Below are 15,969 nucleotides of genomic sequence, written 5' to 3'. Positions count from 1 at the left end.
CGGTCCGGCGGACGCCTTGGGCAGGATACGTAATCCTCGCCCGATGCACTACCGTCCGTCGCGTCGGGCCTACCCGATGGACGTCCACAGGCGACGAACGCCCCGCCGGAGGCCGGCGGGGCGTTCGTGGGTGGCGCGGATCAGGCGTTGACGGAGATGCCGAGACCCTCGGCGACCCGACGGCCGTAGTCCTCGTCGCACTGGCTGAAGTGCCAGACCATCTTCTCCTGGATGTGCTTGTCGCACTGCGCCAGCAGGGTGGTGAGGTTGAGGATCAGGTCGTCCCGCTCCCAGTCGGCCATCTCGCGGAAGCGCCGGCCGGCCTGGGCGTAGTTGTTCTGCCGCTCGATCGGCGCCTTCATGACCTGGCCCGAGACGAACGGGCGGTACTCCCGGTAGGACTCGTCGGCCTCCTGAAGGCCGGCGACCGAGGACGGCTCGAAGTTGATGTGCGGGTTGCCGCCCCGGTTGTCCACCCCGTACGACATCTGGCCGCCACCCTGGTTGGTGCTGACCCGCACGTCCTCGCGCGGCCGGTTCACCGGCAGCTGGAGGTAGTTCGGGCCGACCCGGTAGCGCTGGGTGTCCGAGTAGGAGAACGTCCGGCCGACCAGCATCTTGTCGTCGGAGAAGTCGATGCCGTCGACCAGCACGCCGGTGCCGAAGGCGATCTGCTCGTTCTCGTCGTGGTGGTCGGTGATGTTGCGGTTGAGCGTCATCATGCCGACCGGCAGGTAGGGGAAGTCCTCCTCCGGCCAGATCTTGGTGTCGTCGAGCGGGTCGAAGTCCAGCTCCGGGTGCTCGTCGTCGCTCATCACCTGGACGTTGAGCTCCCACTTCGGGTGGTCGCCGCGCTCGATCGCCTCGTAGAGGTCCTTCGAGGCGTGGCCCAGGTCGGTGGCCTGGATGGCGTCCGCCTCGGCCTGGGTCAGGTTGTGCTCACCCTGCTGGGTCATCCAGTGGAACTTGACCAGCACGCCCTCGCCCTCGGCGTTGACGAGGCGATAGGTGTTCACCCCGGAGCCGCGCATCGTCCGGTAGTTCTTCGGGATGCCGTACGGGGAGAAGAGCCAGGTCAGCATGTGCATCGACTCGGGCGTGTTCGACATGAAGTCGAAGATCCGGTTCGGCTCCTGGCGGAAGGTGACCGGGTCCGGCTTCAGCGAGTGGATCACGTCGGGGAACTTGATCGCGTCGCGGATGAAGAAGACCTGGAGGTTGTTGCCCACCATGTCCCAGTTGCCGTCCTCGGTGCGGAACTTCACCGCGAAGCCACGCGGGTCGCGGGCCGCCTCGGAGGAGTCCCGGCCGCCGATCACGGTGGAGAAGCGGATGGTGACCGGGGTCTTCCTGCCCTTGCTCTGGAACAGCTTGGCGCGGGTGTACCTCGACGCCGGCTGGTCGCCGATCGTCCCGTACGCCTCGAACTCGCCGTGCGCGACGAAGCCGCGGGCGTGCACCACCCGCTCCGGGATCCGCTCCCGGTCGAAGTGGCTGATCTTCTCCAGGAAGTGGTAGTTCTCCATCGTCGCCGGGCCGCGCGAGCCGACCGTCCGCTGCTGCTGGTTGTTGTGCACGGGGTGACCCTGACGGGTGGTGAGGATCGGCTTGCTGGCCTGCGGGTCGCTCATGGCTCTCCTCCTGATCGTATGGCGGGCTGGCGTCAGTCGTGCTGCGACTGACACCGGGGGCACCGGCCCCAGTAGGTGACCTCGGTGAACTCCACCTTGAAGGCGGAGGCCCCGGGGTCGAGGCAGGGCCCGGGGGCCCGGTTGCGCCGGGTGTCGACAATCGCGCCGCAGTCCCGGCAGACCAGGTGGTCGTGGTCGTCCCCGCCCCACTCGTACCGGGCCGGCCCGCCGGCCGGGGCGAACCGGCGCAGCAGGCCCGCGCCGGTGAGCGCGCGCAGGACGTCGTAGACCGCCTGGCCCGAGATCCGCCCGAGGCGGGCCCGGGCGAGTCGGGTGATCGTGTCGGCATCCAGGTGCGGCCGGTCGCGCACCGTCGCGAGCACCGCGAGCCGGGGCTGCGTGACACGCAGCCCCGCCGCCCGTAGGCGTTCGGCGTCGGACCGGACCGGCATCACCCCACCCAAGCGCGCTTTCTGGAACGAGTCAAGTTTTGGCGGTCACTCACTCTGTGTGACTCGTCATGTCGCGGCGGGGAATCAGGAAAGTGCCCCGGAACGGGATTGGCGATCAGTGAGTGGAGGGAATACCACCTGACGAAGGAGGAGCCATGTCGCCCACGCAGGTAATCGTCATAGTTCTCGTCGTACTGGTGATCGCGGCCGTGGCCGTGGCCGCCCGGTCGTACGCCCGCCGCCGCGCGCTGCGGTCGCGGTTCGGGCCCGAGTACGACCGCACCGTCGCCGAGCAGGACAGCCGGACCGCCGCCGAGCGGGAGCTGCGGGAACGGGAACGCCGCCACGCGGAACTCACGCTCACCCCGCTGGCCCCGGAGTCCCGGGCCCGGTACACCGCCGCGTGGGAGGAACTCCAGGTCCGCTTCGTCGACTCCCCCGCCGAGACCGTCGGCGACGCGGACGAACTGGTCAGCCGGCTCATCGCCGAACGGGGCTACCCCACCGGCGAGTTCTCCGACCAGATCGCCCACCTCTCCGTCGAGCACGCCCGCACCCTGGGCCACTACCGCGACGCCCACGAGATCCACCTGCGCAACTCCCGGGGCGAGGCGAGCACCGAGGAGCTCCGCCAGGCCGTCGTCCACTACCGCGCCCTCTTCGCCGACCTGCTCGGCGAGGAGCCGGTCGCGGCCCGACCGGCCGAGCAGCCCAACCCGGACACCCAGCACGACGCCACGAGCCGCTAGGAGGATGACCATGCGTCAGGAAGAGCAGCGGGTGGGCAACGAGCACCCCGAGGCCGTCCGCTCCGAGCCGGTGCCGGTGCCGCCTCCGGGCGACCGGGCCGGCCGGACCGACGTACCCGAGGATGCCCTCGACGACCGGGGCACCTTCGACGATCCGGCGGTCGCCGACGAGCGGAGCCGGACCAACGCCGCACCGCCGCACGGCCGGAACACCGACAGGACCGGGTCGAACGACTCCCGGGACGACGACGGCGACCGGGCCGAGTTCCACGAGCCGGGACCGGTGCCGACCGCCTTCGGCGCCACCAGCGTCGGCGGCGCGGTCGCCGCGTCCGCGCTGGCCAGCCCACTCCCGGAGGACGAGCCCGACCCGCGTACGGAGTCGACCGCACAGCCGGGCGACGGCGCCGTGAACGGCCCCCGGGAGGGCCGCCGGGCGGACCCGACCGCAGAGTTCCACCGGTCCGTCGGGCTCGGCGACGACCGGCCCGACAGCCGGGAGGCCCGCCGGGCCGGCGCGGAGATGCTGCCCCCGGACGCCGTCGACGGCCGGCCCGAGCGGCGGGCCGACCTCGCCGGGCAGGCCGGAGACCCGGAGGGCGGCGCGGCCGGCGCCGCCGGGTACGGCAGCGCCACGCCCGCCATGGTCGACCCGGACGCCGAACACACGCCGGCCAGGCGTACGGACACCGGGGCGCTGGGGTCCGCCGGAACCGACCGGCCGGCGGGCTCGACGGTGGCCGCCGAGCCTGCCAGCCTCCTCGACCCCGGGATGGCGCAGGGCTTCCGGGACCGCTGGCGGGATGTCCAGCTGCGGTTCGTGGACGACCCCCGCGCTGCGGCCGGGGAGGCCCAGTCGCTGGTCGACGAGGCCATCCAGGCACTCTCCTCGGCGCTGTCCGCCCAGAAGAACAAGCTGGGCGGCTGGCAGGACGCCGGTTCCGCCGACACCGAGCAGCTCCGGATGGCCGTCCGCCACTACCGCGACTTCCTGGACCGGGTGCTCGGGCGCTGACCGGCTCCGACAGGCGCCCCCGGCCGACCGGCCGGGGGCGCCTCCGCACGTCCAGCCCCGATCCGGGGCGGGGCTTGGAAGGACGCCCCGGGTGCAGGAGGCCCTTTTCTGACATCACGGGCGGGAGTGGGGGGTGCGGTCGGGTCGTGGAGGTTTCGCCGCCGCAGGCGTGGAACTGCGCATTCGGGGTAATTGGGGCGGCGCGCACTCATCCGGCGCGGACGGTTGACGAAGGGTTACCGGGATGGACGGCGATGGCCTGCGGCTGAACATGAACGTCCTGGACTACGGCATCCTGGCGCTCTACTTCGTCACGGTGCTCGGGGTCGGTTTCGCCGCCCGACGGGCCATCCGGACCAGCGTCGACTTCTTCCTCTCCGGCCGCTCACTGCCGGCCTGGGTGACCGGCCTCGCCTTCGTCTCGGCCAACCTGGGGGCGTTGGAGATCATCGGCATGGCCGCCAACGGCGCCCAGTACGGCGCGATGACGCTGCACTACTACTGGATCGGCGCCGTGCCGGCGATGGTCTTCCTCGGCATCGTGATGATGCCGTTCTACTACGGCTCCAAGGTCCGCAGCGTGCCCGAGTACCTGCGGCTGCGGTTCAACCGCCCCACCCACCTGTTGAACGCGCTCAGTTTCGCGGTCGCCCAGGTGCTCATCGCCGGGGTGAACCTGTACGCCCTGGCACTGATCATGCAGGCGCTGCTCGGCTGGCCGCTCTGGGTGGCCATCGTGATCGGTGCGCTGATCGTGCTGGCGTACATCACCGTGGGTGGGCTCTCCGGGGCGATCTACAACGAGGTGCTCCAGTTCTTCGTGATCATCGCGGGCCTGCTGCCGATCACGATCCTGGGTCTGGTCAAGGTGGGCGGCGTCGCCGGCCTGATGGACGCGGTGCGCGAGTCCAAGCTGGGCGAGGCGGGGCTGCACACCTGGCAGGACACCGGGACGACCGACAACCCGCTCGGCGCGCACTGGATCGGCATCGTCTTCGGCCTCGGTTTCGTGCTCTCGTTCGGCTACTGGACGACCAACTTCGCCGAGGTGCAGCGCGCGCTGTCGGCGAAGAACATGAGCGCCGCCCGCCGGACGCCGATCATCGCCGCGTACCCGAAGCTGCTCATCCCGGTGGTCACGGTGATTCCCGGCCTGGTGGCGCTGGTGACGGTGCAGGGCCTCGGCGCGGAGAGCGGCGACCTGGTCTACAACAACGCGATCCCGCTGCTGATGCGCGACCTGCTCCCCAACGGCGTACTCGGGATCGCGGTGACCGGCCTGGTCGCGTCGTTCATGGCCGGCATGGCGGCGAACGTCAGCGGCTTCAACACCGTGTTCACCTACGACATCTGGCAGCAGTACGTCCGCCGCGACCGTCCCGACGAGTACTACATCCGCATCGGCCGCTGGGCGACCGTCGGCGGCGTGCTGGTCGGCATCGGCACGGCGTTCATCGCCGCCGGGTTCAGCAACATCATGAACTACATCCAGGCGCTGTTCTCGATGTTCAACGCGCCGCTCTTCGCCACCTTCATCATCGGCATGTTCTGGCGGCGGATGAGTGCGGCGGCCGGCTTCCTCTCCCTGCTCCTGGGCACCCTGGCGGCGCTGGCCACCTACCTGCTCTACAAGGCCGGGGTGGTGCACTTCAACTCGGACCTGGAGGAGAGCTTCTGGGGTGCCGGCATCGCGTTCGTCACGGCGGCCGTCGTCGCCGTGGTGGTCACCCCGTTCACCGGGAAGAAACGGGACGAGGACCTGCACGGGCTGGTCTACGGCATGGGCGCCGTCGACGTGCAGGGCGACCTGCTGCGCTCAGACGCCGTCTGGTGGCGCTCGCCGGTGCTCCTCGGCGTGATCGTGGTGGCGCTGTCCCTCCTCCTCTACGTGCCGTTCTTCTAGGAAGGGGTGCTCGGCCGTGAGCATGGACAACCTCGAACCGCACGACCGGTCGGTCAGGGCCACCGACGAGGCCCGTCGCCGCTCGGCCGCCGCCCGGCTGTTCGACATCCGCCGGGTGATCGGTGGCCTTTTCACCGCGTACGGGGCGATCGTCACCCTGATCGGCGTCTTCGACGGCGATTCCGCTCTTGAGAAGGCGCAGGGGGTCCGGATCAACCTCTGGGCGGGCCTCGGAATGCTCGTCTTCGGCGTGCTGATGCTGCTCTGGCAGTGGCGTAACCCGGTCCACCCGCCGGAAACCTCCGACGAGGAGCGCTGAGCCGCCCCGCCGGTGCCCGGCATGGGCACCGTCCTGCCGGGTACGCGAGCAGGATCAGGAGACCACCTGGCGACAGGAGGGCAGCGACATGACGGATCGTGACCGGGACCGACCGCTGGAGGAGAGCCCGGAGGTGGCCGCGGCGGTCGAGGACGACATCGGCATCCCGCAGCTGATGACCGGTGGCGGCGCCGACCGCGACACTCCGTCGTTCGCCGGCCCCGGGGACCGGCCGGGCGGCGACGCGCGGGGCGACGAACTGATCGGCGAGCCGTACGCCAGCGGCGCGGCACCACAGCACATCCGCACCGGGGCGGAGCAGCCCTGGGAGCCGGAGGACCTGGTGGCGGCCCGGGGCAGGACCCCACGCCGGAGAACGTCGAACGGGCCCGCCGGGACCTGGCCGAGCTGGGTCGCGCGGCGATCGAGAAGACGGTGCCCTGACCGGCGTACGCGAGGGGCCCCCGACCCGACCGTCGGACGGTCGGGCCGGGGGCCCGGGGAACCTGCCGCTGGAGCGCCTCACCTACTGCCAGCGGCGGGTGGGCGCCGGGGTCAGGAGAGCGGCGGGTACGCGTTCTGCATGAGCTGCGTGAACTGCGCGGCGAACCAGGCACCGGAGATCGGGGCGTCCGGCAGGGCACCGCTCATGCTGTTGCCGTTGCGGGCGTTACCGGTGTAGGTCGGGTCGCACATCCGGTCGAAGCCCTTGCCCTCGTTGTTCGGGATCTCCCTGCTGGAGCCGTCCGACTCGCCCGGGGGCTTCACCCAGACGTAGGCGTCGATGCCCGGCTCCGGCGCGGACTTCGGGCGCTCGCCCAGGCCGGCCCCGGCCTGGTTGCACCAGTTGCCGGCGTGGATCCGCCGGTCCACCCGACCGCCGTTGACGTAGGTGTCCACACTGGTGGTCGCGCCCGGGCCGGTGGGCCGGGCGGAGCCGCCCCAGCCGTTGCGGGACGTGTCGATCAGCATGCCGATCTTCGAGTCGAAGCCCTTGGCGACCAGTTCGTTGCGGAACGCCTGGGCGAACGAGAGCTCGTCCACATAAAAGTTCCAGTCGATCCACTTGGACTGCCGCACGCTGGTCCCGTTCACCGCGTCGGTGATCTTGACGTACGGCTCCCGCAGCGCCGAGTAGTTGGCGGTGTTGACGATGAAGCCGTGGACGTTGTTCACCGTGCTGCCGGAGGCGACGGCGGCGTCCTTCAGGATCTGCGCGGTCGGGCTGAAGTTGCTGTCCCAACCGATCCAGCCGTGGTGGGCGGCGTCGATGTAGTTGTAGACGTTGCCGATCGCACCCAGCTTCGACAGTGCGTACCCGACGCCGTTGACGTAGGCGCCGTTGGCCTTGACCGTGTCGCACATCGCGGTCCCGCCGGGGTTGCCGGAGGTGTTCGTCACCAGGTTCGGCAGCGAGTCGATCTCGATGATGTTGACGATCCGCAGGCCGGCGTACTTCGGGTCACGCTGGATCGCGGCGATCGGGTCGATGTACTCGGCCTTGTACCGGGGCAGTTCGTCAGCGCGCAGCTCACCGTTCGAGGCCAGCGCGGCACAGTCCCGGCCGGGGAGGTTGTAGATGACGAACTGGATGTACTTCGCACCCTGCTCGAGCGCCTCGTCCAGGTGGTCGCGGACGCCCATCGCGCCATTGGAGCTGCTGTCCGGAGTGCCGTTGATGGCGGCGATCCGGTCGATCCAGACGGCGGTCGGGTTGTTCGACACCCGGCTGCCACCCGACACCGACTCGGCCTTGGCCTTCCACTCCGGATTCACGTACCCCTGGGCGTTCAGGTAGGGGTTGTCCACCTTCTGGCCGGGGGGCGGGGTGGTCGGCGGCGGCGTCGTGGGCGGCGGCGTCGTCGGCGGGGCGGTGGTGGGCGGCGGGGTGGTGGGGTTGGGGCCGCCGCCGTTGCAGGTCACGCCGTTGAGCGTGAACGTGGTGGGCTTGGGGTTGCTGCCGCTCCAGGCCCCGTTGAAGCCGATGCTCACCGTGGCGCCGCTGGCCACCGCACCGTTCCAGGACTCGCTCTGCGCGGTGACGTTCTGACCGGTCTGCGTCCAGCGGGCCGACCAGCCCTGCTGCACCCGCTGGTTCCCGTCGGGGAAGGTGAATCCGAGCGTCCAGCCGTTGAGGGCGTCGCCGATGTTCTTGATGTTGACGGTGGCGGTGAACCCGCCCTGCCAGTCGCTGGTCGCGTACGACACGTCGCACTGGGTGGCGGCGTGCGCCACGGTGACCGGCAGGGTCACCAGCCCGCCCGCGACCAGAGCGCCCGCGCCACCGAGCGCGAGGGCCCGGCGGGGGCCGGACAGCCTTCTCCACACATTCATGCCACTGATCTCCTTGGACGAGACCGGATCCGCGAACGGCCCGGCGATACGGCCCGATGGACGTCCTGCGCGGACGTCCGCCGGCGCCACGGGTTCTTCGGGGGGTGCCCGACCCGGACGGGCGTTTGGTGGTGGTCCGGCCGGCGACGGTGGCCGACCGGGAGGCGGGATGTCGTCCGGAGGACCGGTGCCCTCGACTCCTGCCTGCGCGGTTGTGGCTCCCCGAACCGCGTGCAGCGATTCTTGCATGGGAGCGCTTCCATGGCAATGCCTCGATGGGTCACGAGGGGCCGGTGGACCTCTCTGGCGCTCCCGGGGCTGACGGGAGGGGACGTTGCGAGCCCCGCGGCGCGAGCCGTACGACCGCACCCCTGCGGGCGCCGAGGGGCGGCAACCACCCGCGAGTGGCGACAAGCCGTTAAAGCCTCGTAACGCCTTTACTGCCTCTAGCTCCGCGAAGCATCAGAACACGAATTTTTCCCTTCATAACTCGTGAAACGGTCTAACGTCGTCGGTAGCTCGGTTGTCGCCGAGCTCAGGACAACAGGGATGGAGTGACGCAGGTCATGGCAAACAAGATGCTCGGGAAGGTCGTTGCGGGCGCTGCCCTCGGTGGTGCCTCCCTGCTCGTGTTCACGCCGGGGATCGCGTTCGCGGACGGCCACCACGACGCCGAAGGCAAGGTCTACGCCAAGCCGCACGTCGTCAAGGCGGGCGACTCGGTCAAGCTGCTCGAGATCTGCTCGGAGCGGCAGGAGCACGCCTTCGTCTGGTCGAAGGTCACCGGCAAGGTGAAGCTCAAGCCGGCCGAGGACCGGGGCGACTGGCGTGGCGGGGAGGAGAACTCCCGCGACCACGACAAGGGCAAGGAACACGAGGACAAGGACAAGGGCAAGGACCACGACAAGGGCAAGGACCACGAGAACAAGGACAAGGACAAGGACCACGGCAAGGGCGAGAACGGCAAGGACGAGACCGCCAAGCCGCAGCCGCCCACCAACGGTGAGCAGGCCAACGGCCAGGGCGGCGGCGCCGCCGACGCCGGTGGCGAGGGCGAGCGCGACTGGAAGGGCTACGAGCACGGCCAGGACGCCGAGGGTGACCGCGGCGACAAGGGCCACGACAAGTCCGACCGCGAGGGCCGCGAGAACAACGACAAGTGGGGCTCGGACGAGCGGGACCGCAAGGACCACGAGGGCCGCTCGGACAAGGACCACGACAAGTGGGGCTCGGACGAGCGCGGCTCGGACGAGCGCGACCGCAAGGACCACGACAAGTGGGGCTCGGACGAGCGTGGCTCGGACGAGCGTGGCGGCAAGGGCGACAACGGCTGGTCGGACGAGGAGTCCGGGGGCTACGGCAAGGACAAGGACCGCTGGGAGCACAAGCGGGACTTCGTCTACTACGGCGAGGCCAGGGTCTCCGAGGACGCCAAGCCGGGCCGCTACGAGCTCAAGGGCTCGTGCGGCGAGGGCGAGCTGGTCGTCCTGCCGCGCGGTGGGGTCGACGGTGGTGACGGTGGCGTGAGCGCCGGCACCGACCGGAGCCTGGCCGCCGGTGGGGCGAGCCTGATCGGCGCGGCTGCCCTGGGCGGCCTCGTGCTGATGCGCCGGCGTCGGACCGATGAGTCCTTCGTCTGACATGACGGCGACACCGGCCGGCGGCCGTCACGGGAGACCGTGGCGTGCCGCCGGCGCGGCCGTCGTCGTCGTGCTCGCCCTGGTCGGCGCCGGCCTGGTCGGCGCCTCGCTCAAGTCCGTGCCCGCTCCCCGCCCCCCGCAGCCGGTGGCCGCGCCCGCCAGCACCGGGCCGGCGGCCGCCGACGTGCCCTCCCCCGGCGCGGACCCGGACGTCGCCGCCGCCACCGGCCTGGCCCGCTCCGCCCCCACCACGATCACCATCCCCCGGATCGGGGTCGACGCCTCGATCATGTCGCTCGGCACCAACCCGGACGGCACCGTCCAGGTGCCGCCGCTGGAGCGGGCGCAGCTGGCCGGCTGGTACGAGCCGGGGCCCAGCCCGGGTGAGATCGGCAACGCGGTCATCGTCGGGCACGTCGACTCGGCGGAGATGGGGCCGGCGGTCTTCTTCTCCCTCGGCGCCCTGCAACCGGGCGACACCGTCACCGTCACCCGCGAGGACGGGCAGCAGGCCACCTTCACGGTCGAGTCGGTCAAGGCGTACCCGAAGACCGAGTTCCCGACCGAGCAGGTCTATGGTCCCGGCGACCGGCCCGGGCTGCGGGTGGTGACCTGCGGCGGAGTCTTCGACGAGGCCGCCGGCAGTTACCCGGACAACGTGGTCGTCTTCGCTTCCATGCCGGCGTGAGGCCAGCAGGCAACAGCGCGACACGCCGCAAGCCCTCCATGGACGACACGACGCGGTCCGGCCGGTCGGGAAACCGACCGGCCGGACCGTGTGCCGTACGCGTCAGGTGGCGGCGGAGGTCCGCACCAGGGTGCGGATCTGGCGCAGCAGCACCGACAGGGCGGCGAGATCCGCCCGGGACTCGTCGAACTCGCCCATCGCCCGCTCGGCACGGTGGATCGAGGTGGCGTTCGACTGCTCCCACTGGAGCACCCGCTCCTGCGGCGAGAGAGTTTCGGAGGTGGAGTCGAGCACCTCCACGGTCAGCGCGGCCAGCGCGGCGTACAGGTCGTAACGCAGCGCCATCCGGGCCAACGTCTGCCAGCGGTCCTCCCGCGGCAGCAGGGAGATCTTCGACAGCAGCGAGTCGACCCGGAACCGGTCGGAGAGCACGAAGTAGACCGAGGCCACCTCGCCGACGTCCCGCCCGCTGCTCGCCGCGGTCTCCACCACGTCGAGCAGACCGAAGCTGTACATCAGCCGGGTCGCCTGCTCGGCCAGGTCGCGCGGCAGCCCCCGCTCGGTGAGCGAGTCGATGTGCGCAGCGAGCGACTCCCGCTCGCTGCCGTGGAAGCGCTCCTCCAGGTCGGGCAGGAGCCGGGCCACCCCGTCGCGCAGCCGGGCGATCTCCGCCGGCACGTCGATCGGCGAACGGCGGTTGGTCACCAACCACCGCACCGCCCGGTCGACCAGCCGCCGGGTGTCCAGGTACACGCTGGTCTGCAACTCCGGGTCGACCTTGTTGTCCAGGGCCTCCACCGCGTCCCAGAGCGCGCCCAGCCCGAACACCTCGCGGACCACCACGTACGCCCGGATGACGTCCGCCGCCGGCGCGGCCGTCTCCTCGACCACCCGGAAGACGAACGAGATGCCGCCCCGGTTGATCGCCTCGTTGACCAGCACCGTCGTCACGATGTCCCGGCGCAGCCGGTGCTGACCCATCCGGTCGGCGAACCGCTCACGCATCGGCGTCGGGAAGTAGTTGACCAGGACGTCGGTCGTCCACTTCTCGTCCGCGAGCCCCTCGGCCAGGATCTCCGTCTCAAGGACGATCTTGACGTACGCGAGCAGCACCGCGAACTCCGGCGCGGTCAGCCCGGACTCGGTGCGCACCGCCAGCTCGTCGTCCGGCGGCAGCGCCTCCAGGGCACGGTTCATCGCCCCGGAACGCTCCAACTCGGAGATCATCCGCCGGTGTACCGGCAGCAGCGAGGCGGCCTGCGCCTGCGCGTTGTTGATCGCCCGTGCCTGGTCGTAGTTGTCCCGCAGGACCAGCTCGGCGACCTCGTCGGTCATCCCCGCGAGCAGTTCGTCCCGCTCGGGCACGGTCAACGCGCCGTCGGCGACCGCCGTGTTCAGCAGGATCTTGATGTTCACCTCGTGGTCGGAGCAGTCCACCCCGGCCGCGTTGTCGATGAAGTCCGTGTAGATCCGCCCGCCGGTCTGGGCGTACTCGATCCGGCCGAGCTGGGTCCAGCCCAGGTTGCCGCCCTCGCCGGCCACCCGGCACCGCAGGTTCCTGCCGTCCACCCGGATCGCGTCGTTGGACTTGTCGCCCACCTCAGCGTTGGTCTGACTGGACGCCTTCACGTACGTGCCGATGCCGCCGTTCCAGAACAGGTCGACCGGCGCGGTCACGATGGCCTTCATCAGCTCCTGCGGGGAGAGCTGCGTCACGTCGTCGGCCAGGCCCAGCACCTCGCGGACCTGCGCCGATATCGGCACCGACTTGGCGGTACGCGGGTGCACCCCGCCACCGGCCGAGATCAGCTTCGGGTCGTAGTCCTCCCACGACGAGCGGGGCAGATCGAACAGTCGCTTCCGCTCGGCGTACGAGGTGGCGGCGTCCGGGTCCGGGTCGAGGAAGATGTGCCGGTGGTCGAACGCGGCCACCAGCCGGATGTGCTCCGACAGGAGCATCCCGTTGCCGAACACGTCGCCGGACATGTCGCCGACGCCGACCACGGTGAAGTCCTTGGTCTGGGTGTCGTGACCCAGCTCGCGGAAGTGCCGCTTCACCGACTCCCAGGCGCCCCGGGCGGTGATGCCCATCTTCTTGTGGTCGTACCCGGCGGAACCGCCGGAGGCGAACGCGTCACCGAGCCAGAACTGGTGCGCCGTGGAGATCTCGTTGGCGATGTCGGAGAACGAGGCGGTGCCCTTGTCCGCCGCGACCACCATGTACGGGTCGTCGCCGTCGTGCCGGACCACGTCCTCCGGCGGGACGATCTCGCCGGCGACGATGTTGTCCGTGACGTCCAGCAACGCCGAGATGAACTCCTTGTAGCAGACGACCGCCTCGTCCCGGTCCCCCGGCTTCTGCTTGAGCACGAAGCCACCCTTGGCGCCGACCGGCACGATCACGGCGTTCTTCACCATCTGCGCCTTGACCAGGCCGAGCACCTCGGTGCGGAAGTCCTCGCGGCGGTCGGACCAGCGCAGCCCGCCCCGGGCCACCGGCCCGAACCGCAGGTGCACGCCCTCGAAGCGCGGCGAGTATACGAAGATCTCGAACTTCGGCCGCGGCGCCGGCAGGTCCGGAATCGCCTGCGGGTCCAGCTTGAGCGCCACGTACGACTTCGGCCGCCCGCCCTCGCGCTTCTGGTAGAAGCTGGTGCGCAGGGTCGCCTGGATCATCGTCAGGTAGGAGCGCAGGATCCGGTCCTGGTCGAGGCTGGCGACGTCGTCGAGCGCGGCTCGGATGTCGCCGACCAGCTCGGCGCTACGCTGCTGCCGCTGCTCGTGGCCGTCCGCGCCGGGCGCGAACCGCACCTCGAACAGCTCCACCAGCAGGGCGGCGACCCTCGGGTACGCGATGAAGGTCGACTCCATGTACTCCTGGGAGAAGACCGTGCCGGCCTGGCGCAGGTACTTCGCGTACGCGCGCAGCACCACCACCTGCCGCCAGGTGAGACCGGCGCGCAGCACCAGTTCGTTGAAGCCGTCCACCTCGGCCTCGCCCCGCCACGCCGCCGCGAAGGCGTTCTCCACGTGCGGGCGCACCTCGGCCAGCTCCTGGTGCCCCTCGGGCAGCCGCAGCCCGAAGTCGTAGAGGTAGACCCGACCGTCGATCCGGTCCACCTCGTGCGGGTGCTCGTCGACCACCTTGACGCCGAGCGAGTGCAGCACCGGCAGCACGGCGGAGAGCATCATCGGCGCGCCGTAGCGGTAGACCTTGAAGCGGACGTCCATCGCCTCGTCGACGTCCGGCCCCCGCCCGCCGGCCCGCGGCGCGAGCTGCTTGCGGAACAGGTGCATCTCCAGCTGGCCGGGCTCCTCCAGCAGCTCCAGCTTCGCCAGGTCCTTCATCGCCTCGTACGGCGTGTGGCCGTCCTTGTAACCCTCGGGGAAGGCGTCGGCGTACCGGGTGAACAGGTGCTTGGCCTGCTCGTCGCCGAGCTTGCGCTCCAGCACCAGCCGGTAGTCGTCGTCCCAGAGCCGGGTGGCGTCGGCCAGTTCCTCGGCGAGCAGGTCGGCGTCGATGTCGCCCGGGACCCTGGTCGGGTCGGTCCGGACGATGAAGTGCACCCGGGCGAGCATCGACTCGGTGACCCGGGTCGTGTAGTCGACCCCGACGCCGTTCAGCTCGCGGAGCAGGATGTCCTGCATCCGCAGCCGGTTCTGGGTGGTGAAACGGTCCCGGGGCAGGTAGATCAGGCAGGAGATGAACCGCCCGTACGCGTCCCGGCGCAGGAACACCCGCAACTGCCGGCGGCCGGCCATCCTCAGCACGCCGATCACCGCGTGGTAGAGGTCCTCGGTCTTGATCTGGAACAGCTCGTCGCGCGGATAGGTCTCCAGGATCTGGAGCAGGTCCTTGCCGGAGTGGCTGCGCTGGCTCAGGCCGGAGCGGTCCAGCACCTCGGCCACCTTGCGGCGGACCACCGGCAGCTCCTGCACGCTGGTCCGGTACGCGGCCGTGGAGAACAGGCCCAGGAAGCGCCGCTCGCCGACCACCTCGCCGGCCTCGTTGAAGATCTTGAAGCCGATGTAGTCGAGGTAGGCGGAACGGTGCACGGTCGCCCGCGAGTTCGCCTTGGTGATGATCAGCAGACGCTTCTCGATGACCTTGTCGTGCGCCTCGGGCGTCATCGAAGACAGCGGCCGGGCCTCCGGGGAGTCCTGGCGCAGAATGCCCAGTCCGGTGCCGAGAACCGCCTCCAGGGCCTGCCCGCTGCGGTGCTCGCCGTCCTCGGCCGCCGGCTCGTCGGTGTCGGCCAGCCGGTACTCCCGGTAGCCCAGGAAGGTGAAGTGGTCGTGGGCGAGCCAGCGGAGCAGCTCCACCGAGTCGGTGATGTCCTTCTCCGGCACCGGCGGCCGGTTGTCCGACGTCCGTGCGGCGGCCAGCTCGTCGGCGAGGGCGAGGGCCCGCTGGCGCATCTTCGGCCAGTCCTCCACCGCCTCCCGCACGTCGGTGAGGACCCGGTGCAGTTCCCGGCGCACCTTGTCCCGCTCGGCGGTGTCGCGTACCGGGTCGACCTCGATGTGCATCCAGCTCTCGACCAGGTCGCCGTCGATGGCGTCGTCGGGCTCGACGTCGGCCGAGACCTCGACCAGCCGACCCAGTGGCTCGCGCCGGACCACCACCAGCGGGTGGACCAGCAGGTGCACGTCCAGGTGGTGCGAGTTGAGCAGGGCGGTCACCGAGTCGACCAGGAACGGCATGTCGTCGGTGACGATCTCGATGACGGTGTGGTGCTGGTCGGCGTCGGGCTCGTGGATGCGCAGCTTCAACTCGCCCGGCACCCGCTGCTGGGCGAGGTCGCGGTGCGCGCGGGCCGCCTCCAGCATCTCCTCGGCGGTGAAACCGATCAGCTCCTCGTCCGGCGCGAACCGCCAGAAGCGGCTGACCAAAGTCGCCGCGTCGTGATCGTCACCGGCCAGCGCAACGGCCTGGGCGACCAGGCGTTCCGCGTTGGGTACCGGCTCGTCGAGTTCGTCTTCCTCCACGTCGACCAGCGCGTCAGCGGGCAGGCCCAGATCGTAAAGTGTGTCGATACTCGAACCGGTCATCCCGGTCACCCCTGTGTCGAGCCGGCCGAAGCCGTCCCCGTCGGTTACCGAATCGAAGCTGTCGTCCCGGCTGGTGTCATCCTGCCGGAGGTCGGGTCCCGGTTTGATCGCCGGACGCCGGTCCATCGGTGCCACTCCCCTCGACCCACCGCGTTGTGGGTCACTCTGACGCCCAGCCTAGGCCCT

At 70.4% G+C, this 15,969-nt stretch carries 10 protein-coding genes and 1 pseudogene; 7 read left to right on the top strand and 4 right to left on the bottom strand.

The genetic code is table 11. From position 1 onward, the window contains the following. Positions 1 to 140: 140 nt before the first annotated feature. Positions 141 to 1,631, bottom strand: coding sequence for a catalase (locus tag GA0070608_RS15545; protein ID WP_091628592.1), 1,491 nt, complete (start codon positions 1,629 to 1,631; stop codon positions 141 to 143). 32 nt (positions 1,632 to 1,663) lie between these two features. After that, positions 1,664 to 2,083 carry a Fur family transcriptional regulator gene (locus GA0070608_RS15540; RefSeq protein ID WP_091628590.1) on the bottom strand — a complete coding sequence of 140 codons (420 nt, stop codon included), beginning with the start codon at positions 2,081 to 2,083 and terminating at the stop codon, positions 1,664 to 1,666. Positions 2,084 to 2,238: 155 nt separating this feature from the next. On the opposite strand from GA0070608_RS15540, the gene GA0070608_RS15535 reads away from it, so the two are divergent. From GA0070608_RS15535 to GA0070608_RS15515, 5 genes and pseudogenes are all read left to right on the top strand, one after another. Then, positions 2,239 to 2,832 (top strand): hypothetical protein, encoded by a 594-nt coding sequence (locus tag GA0070608_RS15535; protein ID WP_091628587.1) that lies wholly within the window; start codon positions 2,239 to 2,241, stop codon positions 2,830 to 2,832. A 10-nt stretch (positions 2,833 to 2,842) separates the two neighbouring features. Continuing rightward, the gene (locus tag GA0070608_RS15530) at positions 2,843 to 3,847 is read left to right on the top strand and encodes a hypothetical protein (RefSeq protein ID WP_091628585.1); all 1,005 of its coding nucleotides are present in this window, start codon (positions 2,843 to 2,845) and stop codon (positions 3,845 to 3,847) included. A 244-nt stretch (positions 3,848 to 4,091) separates the two neighbouring features. Further along, complete coding sequence (locus GA0070608_RS15525; RefSeq protein WP_091628582.1) at positions 4,092 to 5,750, top strand: sodium:solute symporter family protein; 1,659 nt, start codon at positions 4,092 to 4,094, stop codon at positions 5,748 to 5,750. Between the two features lie 22 nt (positions 5,751 to 5,772). Next, positions 5,773 to 6,069, top strand: a complete 297-nt coding sequence (locus tag GA0070608_RS15520) for a hypothetical protein (RefSeq protein ID WP_091628579.1) — start codon at positions 5,773 to 5,775, stop codon at positions 6,067 to 6,069. Positions 6,070 to 6,157: 88 nt separating this feature from the next. After that, a pseudogene (locus GA0070608_RS15515) lies at positions 6,158 to 6,513 on the top strand (hypothetical protein). Between the two features lie 111 nt (positions 6,514 to 6,624). On the opposite strand, the gene GA0070608_RS15510 reads toward GA0070608_RS15515, so the two are convergent. Next, positions 6,625 to 8,403 (bottom strand): glycoside hydrolase family 6 protein, encoded by a 1,779-nt coding sequence (locus GA0070608_RS15510; protein ID WP_091628577.1) that lies wholly within the window; start codon positions 8,401 to 8,403, stop codon positions 6,625 to 6,627. A 566-nt stretch (positions 8,404 to 8,969) separates the two neighbouring features. Here GA0070608_RS15510 and GA0070608_RS15505 point away from each other — a divergent pair. Continuing rightward, on the top strand, positions 8,970 to 10,043 hold the full coding sequence (locus tag GA0070608_RS15505) for a hypothetical protein (RefSeq protein ID WP_091635173.1): 1,074 nt from the start codon (positions 8,970 to 8,972) through the stop codon (positions 10,041 to 10,043). 1 nt (position 10,044) lies between these two features. Beyond that, complete coding sequence (locus GA0070608_RS15500) at positions 10,045 to 10,731, top strand: class F sortase (protein WP_091628574.1); 687 nt, start codon at positions 10,045 to 10,047, stop codon at positions 10,729 to 10,731. A 102-nt stretch (positions 10,732 to 10,833) separates the two neighbouring features. Here the strand turns inward: GA0070608_RS15500 and GA0070608_RS15495 are convergent, their stop codons facing one another. Next, a complete protein-coding gene (locus GA0070608_RS15495) occupies positions 10,834 to 15,909 on the bottom strand; it encodes an NAD-glutamate dehydrogenase (RefSeq protein ID WP_091628572.1) in 5,076 nt (1,691 codons plus the stop codon). Between the last annotated feature and the right edge of the window lie 60 nt (positions 15,910 to 15,969).

Source organism: Micromonospora peucetia (assembly GCF_900091625.1).
GTDB classification, from domain to species: domain Bacteria; phylum Actinomycetota; class Actinomycetes; order Mycobacteriales; family Micromonosporaceae; genus Micromonospora; species Micromonospora peucetia.
This window is presented reverse-complemented; position numbering and strand designations above follow the sequence as displayed.

What these genes read in the sequence shown, in the direction of transcription:
- GA0070608_RS15545 (WP_091628592.1), bottom strand. Translation starts at nt 1,631, where the DNA reads ATGAGCGACCCGCAGGCCAGCAAGCCGATCCTCACCACCCGTCAGGGT.
- GA0070608_RS15540 (WP_091628590.1), bottom strand. Translation starts at nt 2,083, where the DNA reads ATGCCGGTCCGGTCCGACGCCGAACGCCTACGGGCGGCGGGGCTGCGT.
- GA0070608_RS15535 (WP_091628587.1), top strand. Translation starts at nt 2,239, where the DNA reads ATGTCGCCCACGCAGGTAATCGTCATAGTTCTCGTCGTACTGGTGATC.
- GA0070608_RS15530 (WP_091628585.1), top strand. Translation starts at nt 2,843, where the DNA reads ATGCGTCAGGAAGAGCAGCGGGTGGGCAACGAGCACCCCGAGGCCGTC.
- GA0070608_RS15525 (WP_091628582.1), top strand. Translation starts at nt 4,092, where the DNA reads ATGGACGGCGATGGCCTGCGGCTGAACATGAACGTCCTGGACTACGGC.
- GA0070608_RS15520 (WP_091628579.1), top strand. Translation starts at nt 5,773, where the DNA reads ATGGACAACCTCGAACCGCACGACCGGTCGGTCAGGGCCACCGACGAG.
- GA0070608_RS15510 (WP_091628577.1), bottom strand. Translation starts at nt 8,403, where the DNA reads ATGAATGTGTGGAGAAGGCTGTCCGGCCCCCGCCGGGCCCTCGCGCTC.
- GA0070608_RS15505 (WP_091635173.1), top strand. Translation starts at nt 8,970, where the DNA reads ATGGCAAACAAGATGCTCGGGAAGGTCGTTGCGGGCGCTGCCCTCGGT.
- GA0070608_RS15500 (WP_091628574.1), top strand. Translation starts at nt 10,045, where the DNA reads ATGACGGCGACACCGGCCGGCGGCCGTCACGGGAGACCGTGGCGTGCC.
- GA0070608_RS15495 (WP_091628572.1), bottom strand. Translation starts at nt 15,909, where the DNA reads ATGGACCGGCGTCCGGCGATCAAACCGGGACCCGACCTCCGGCAGGAT.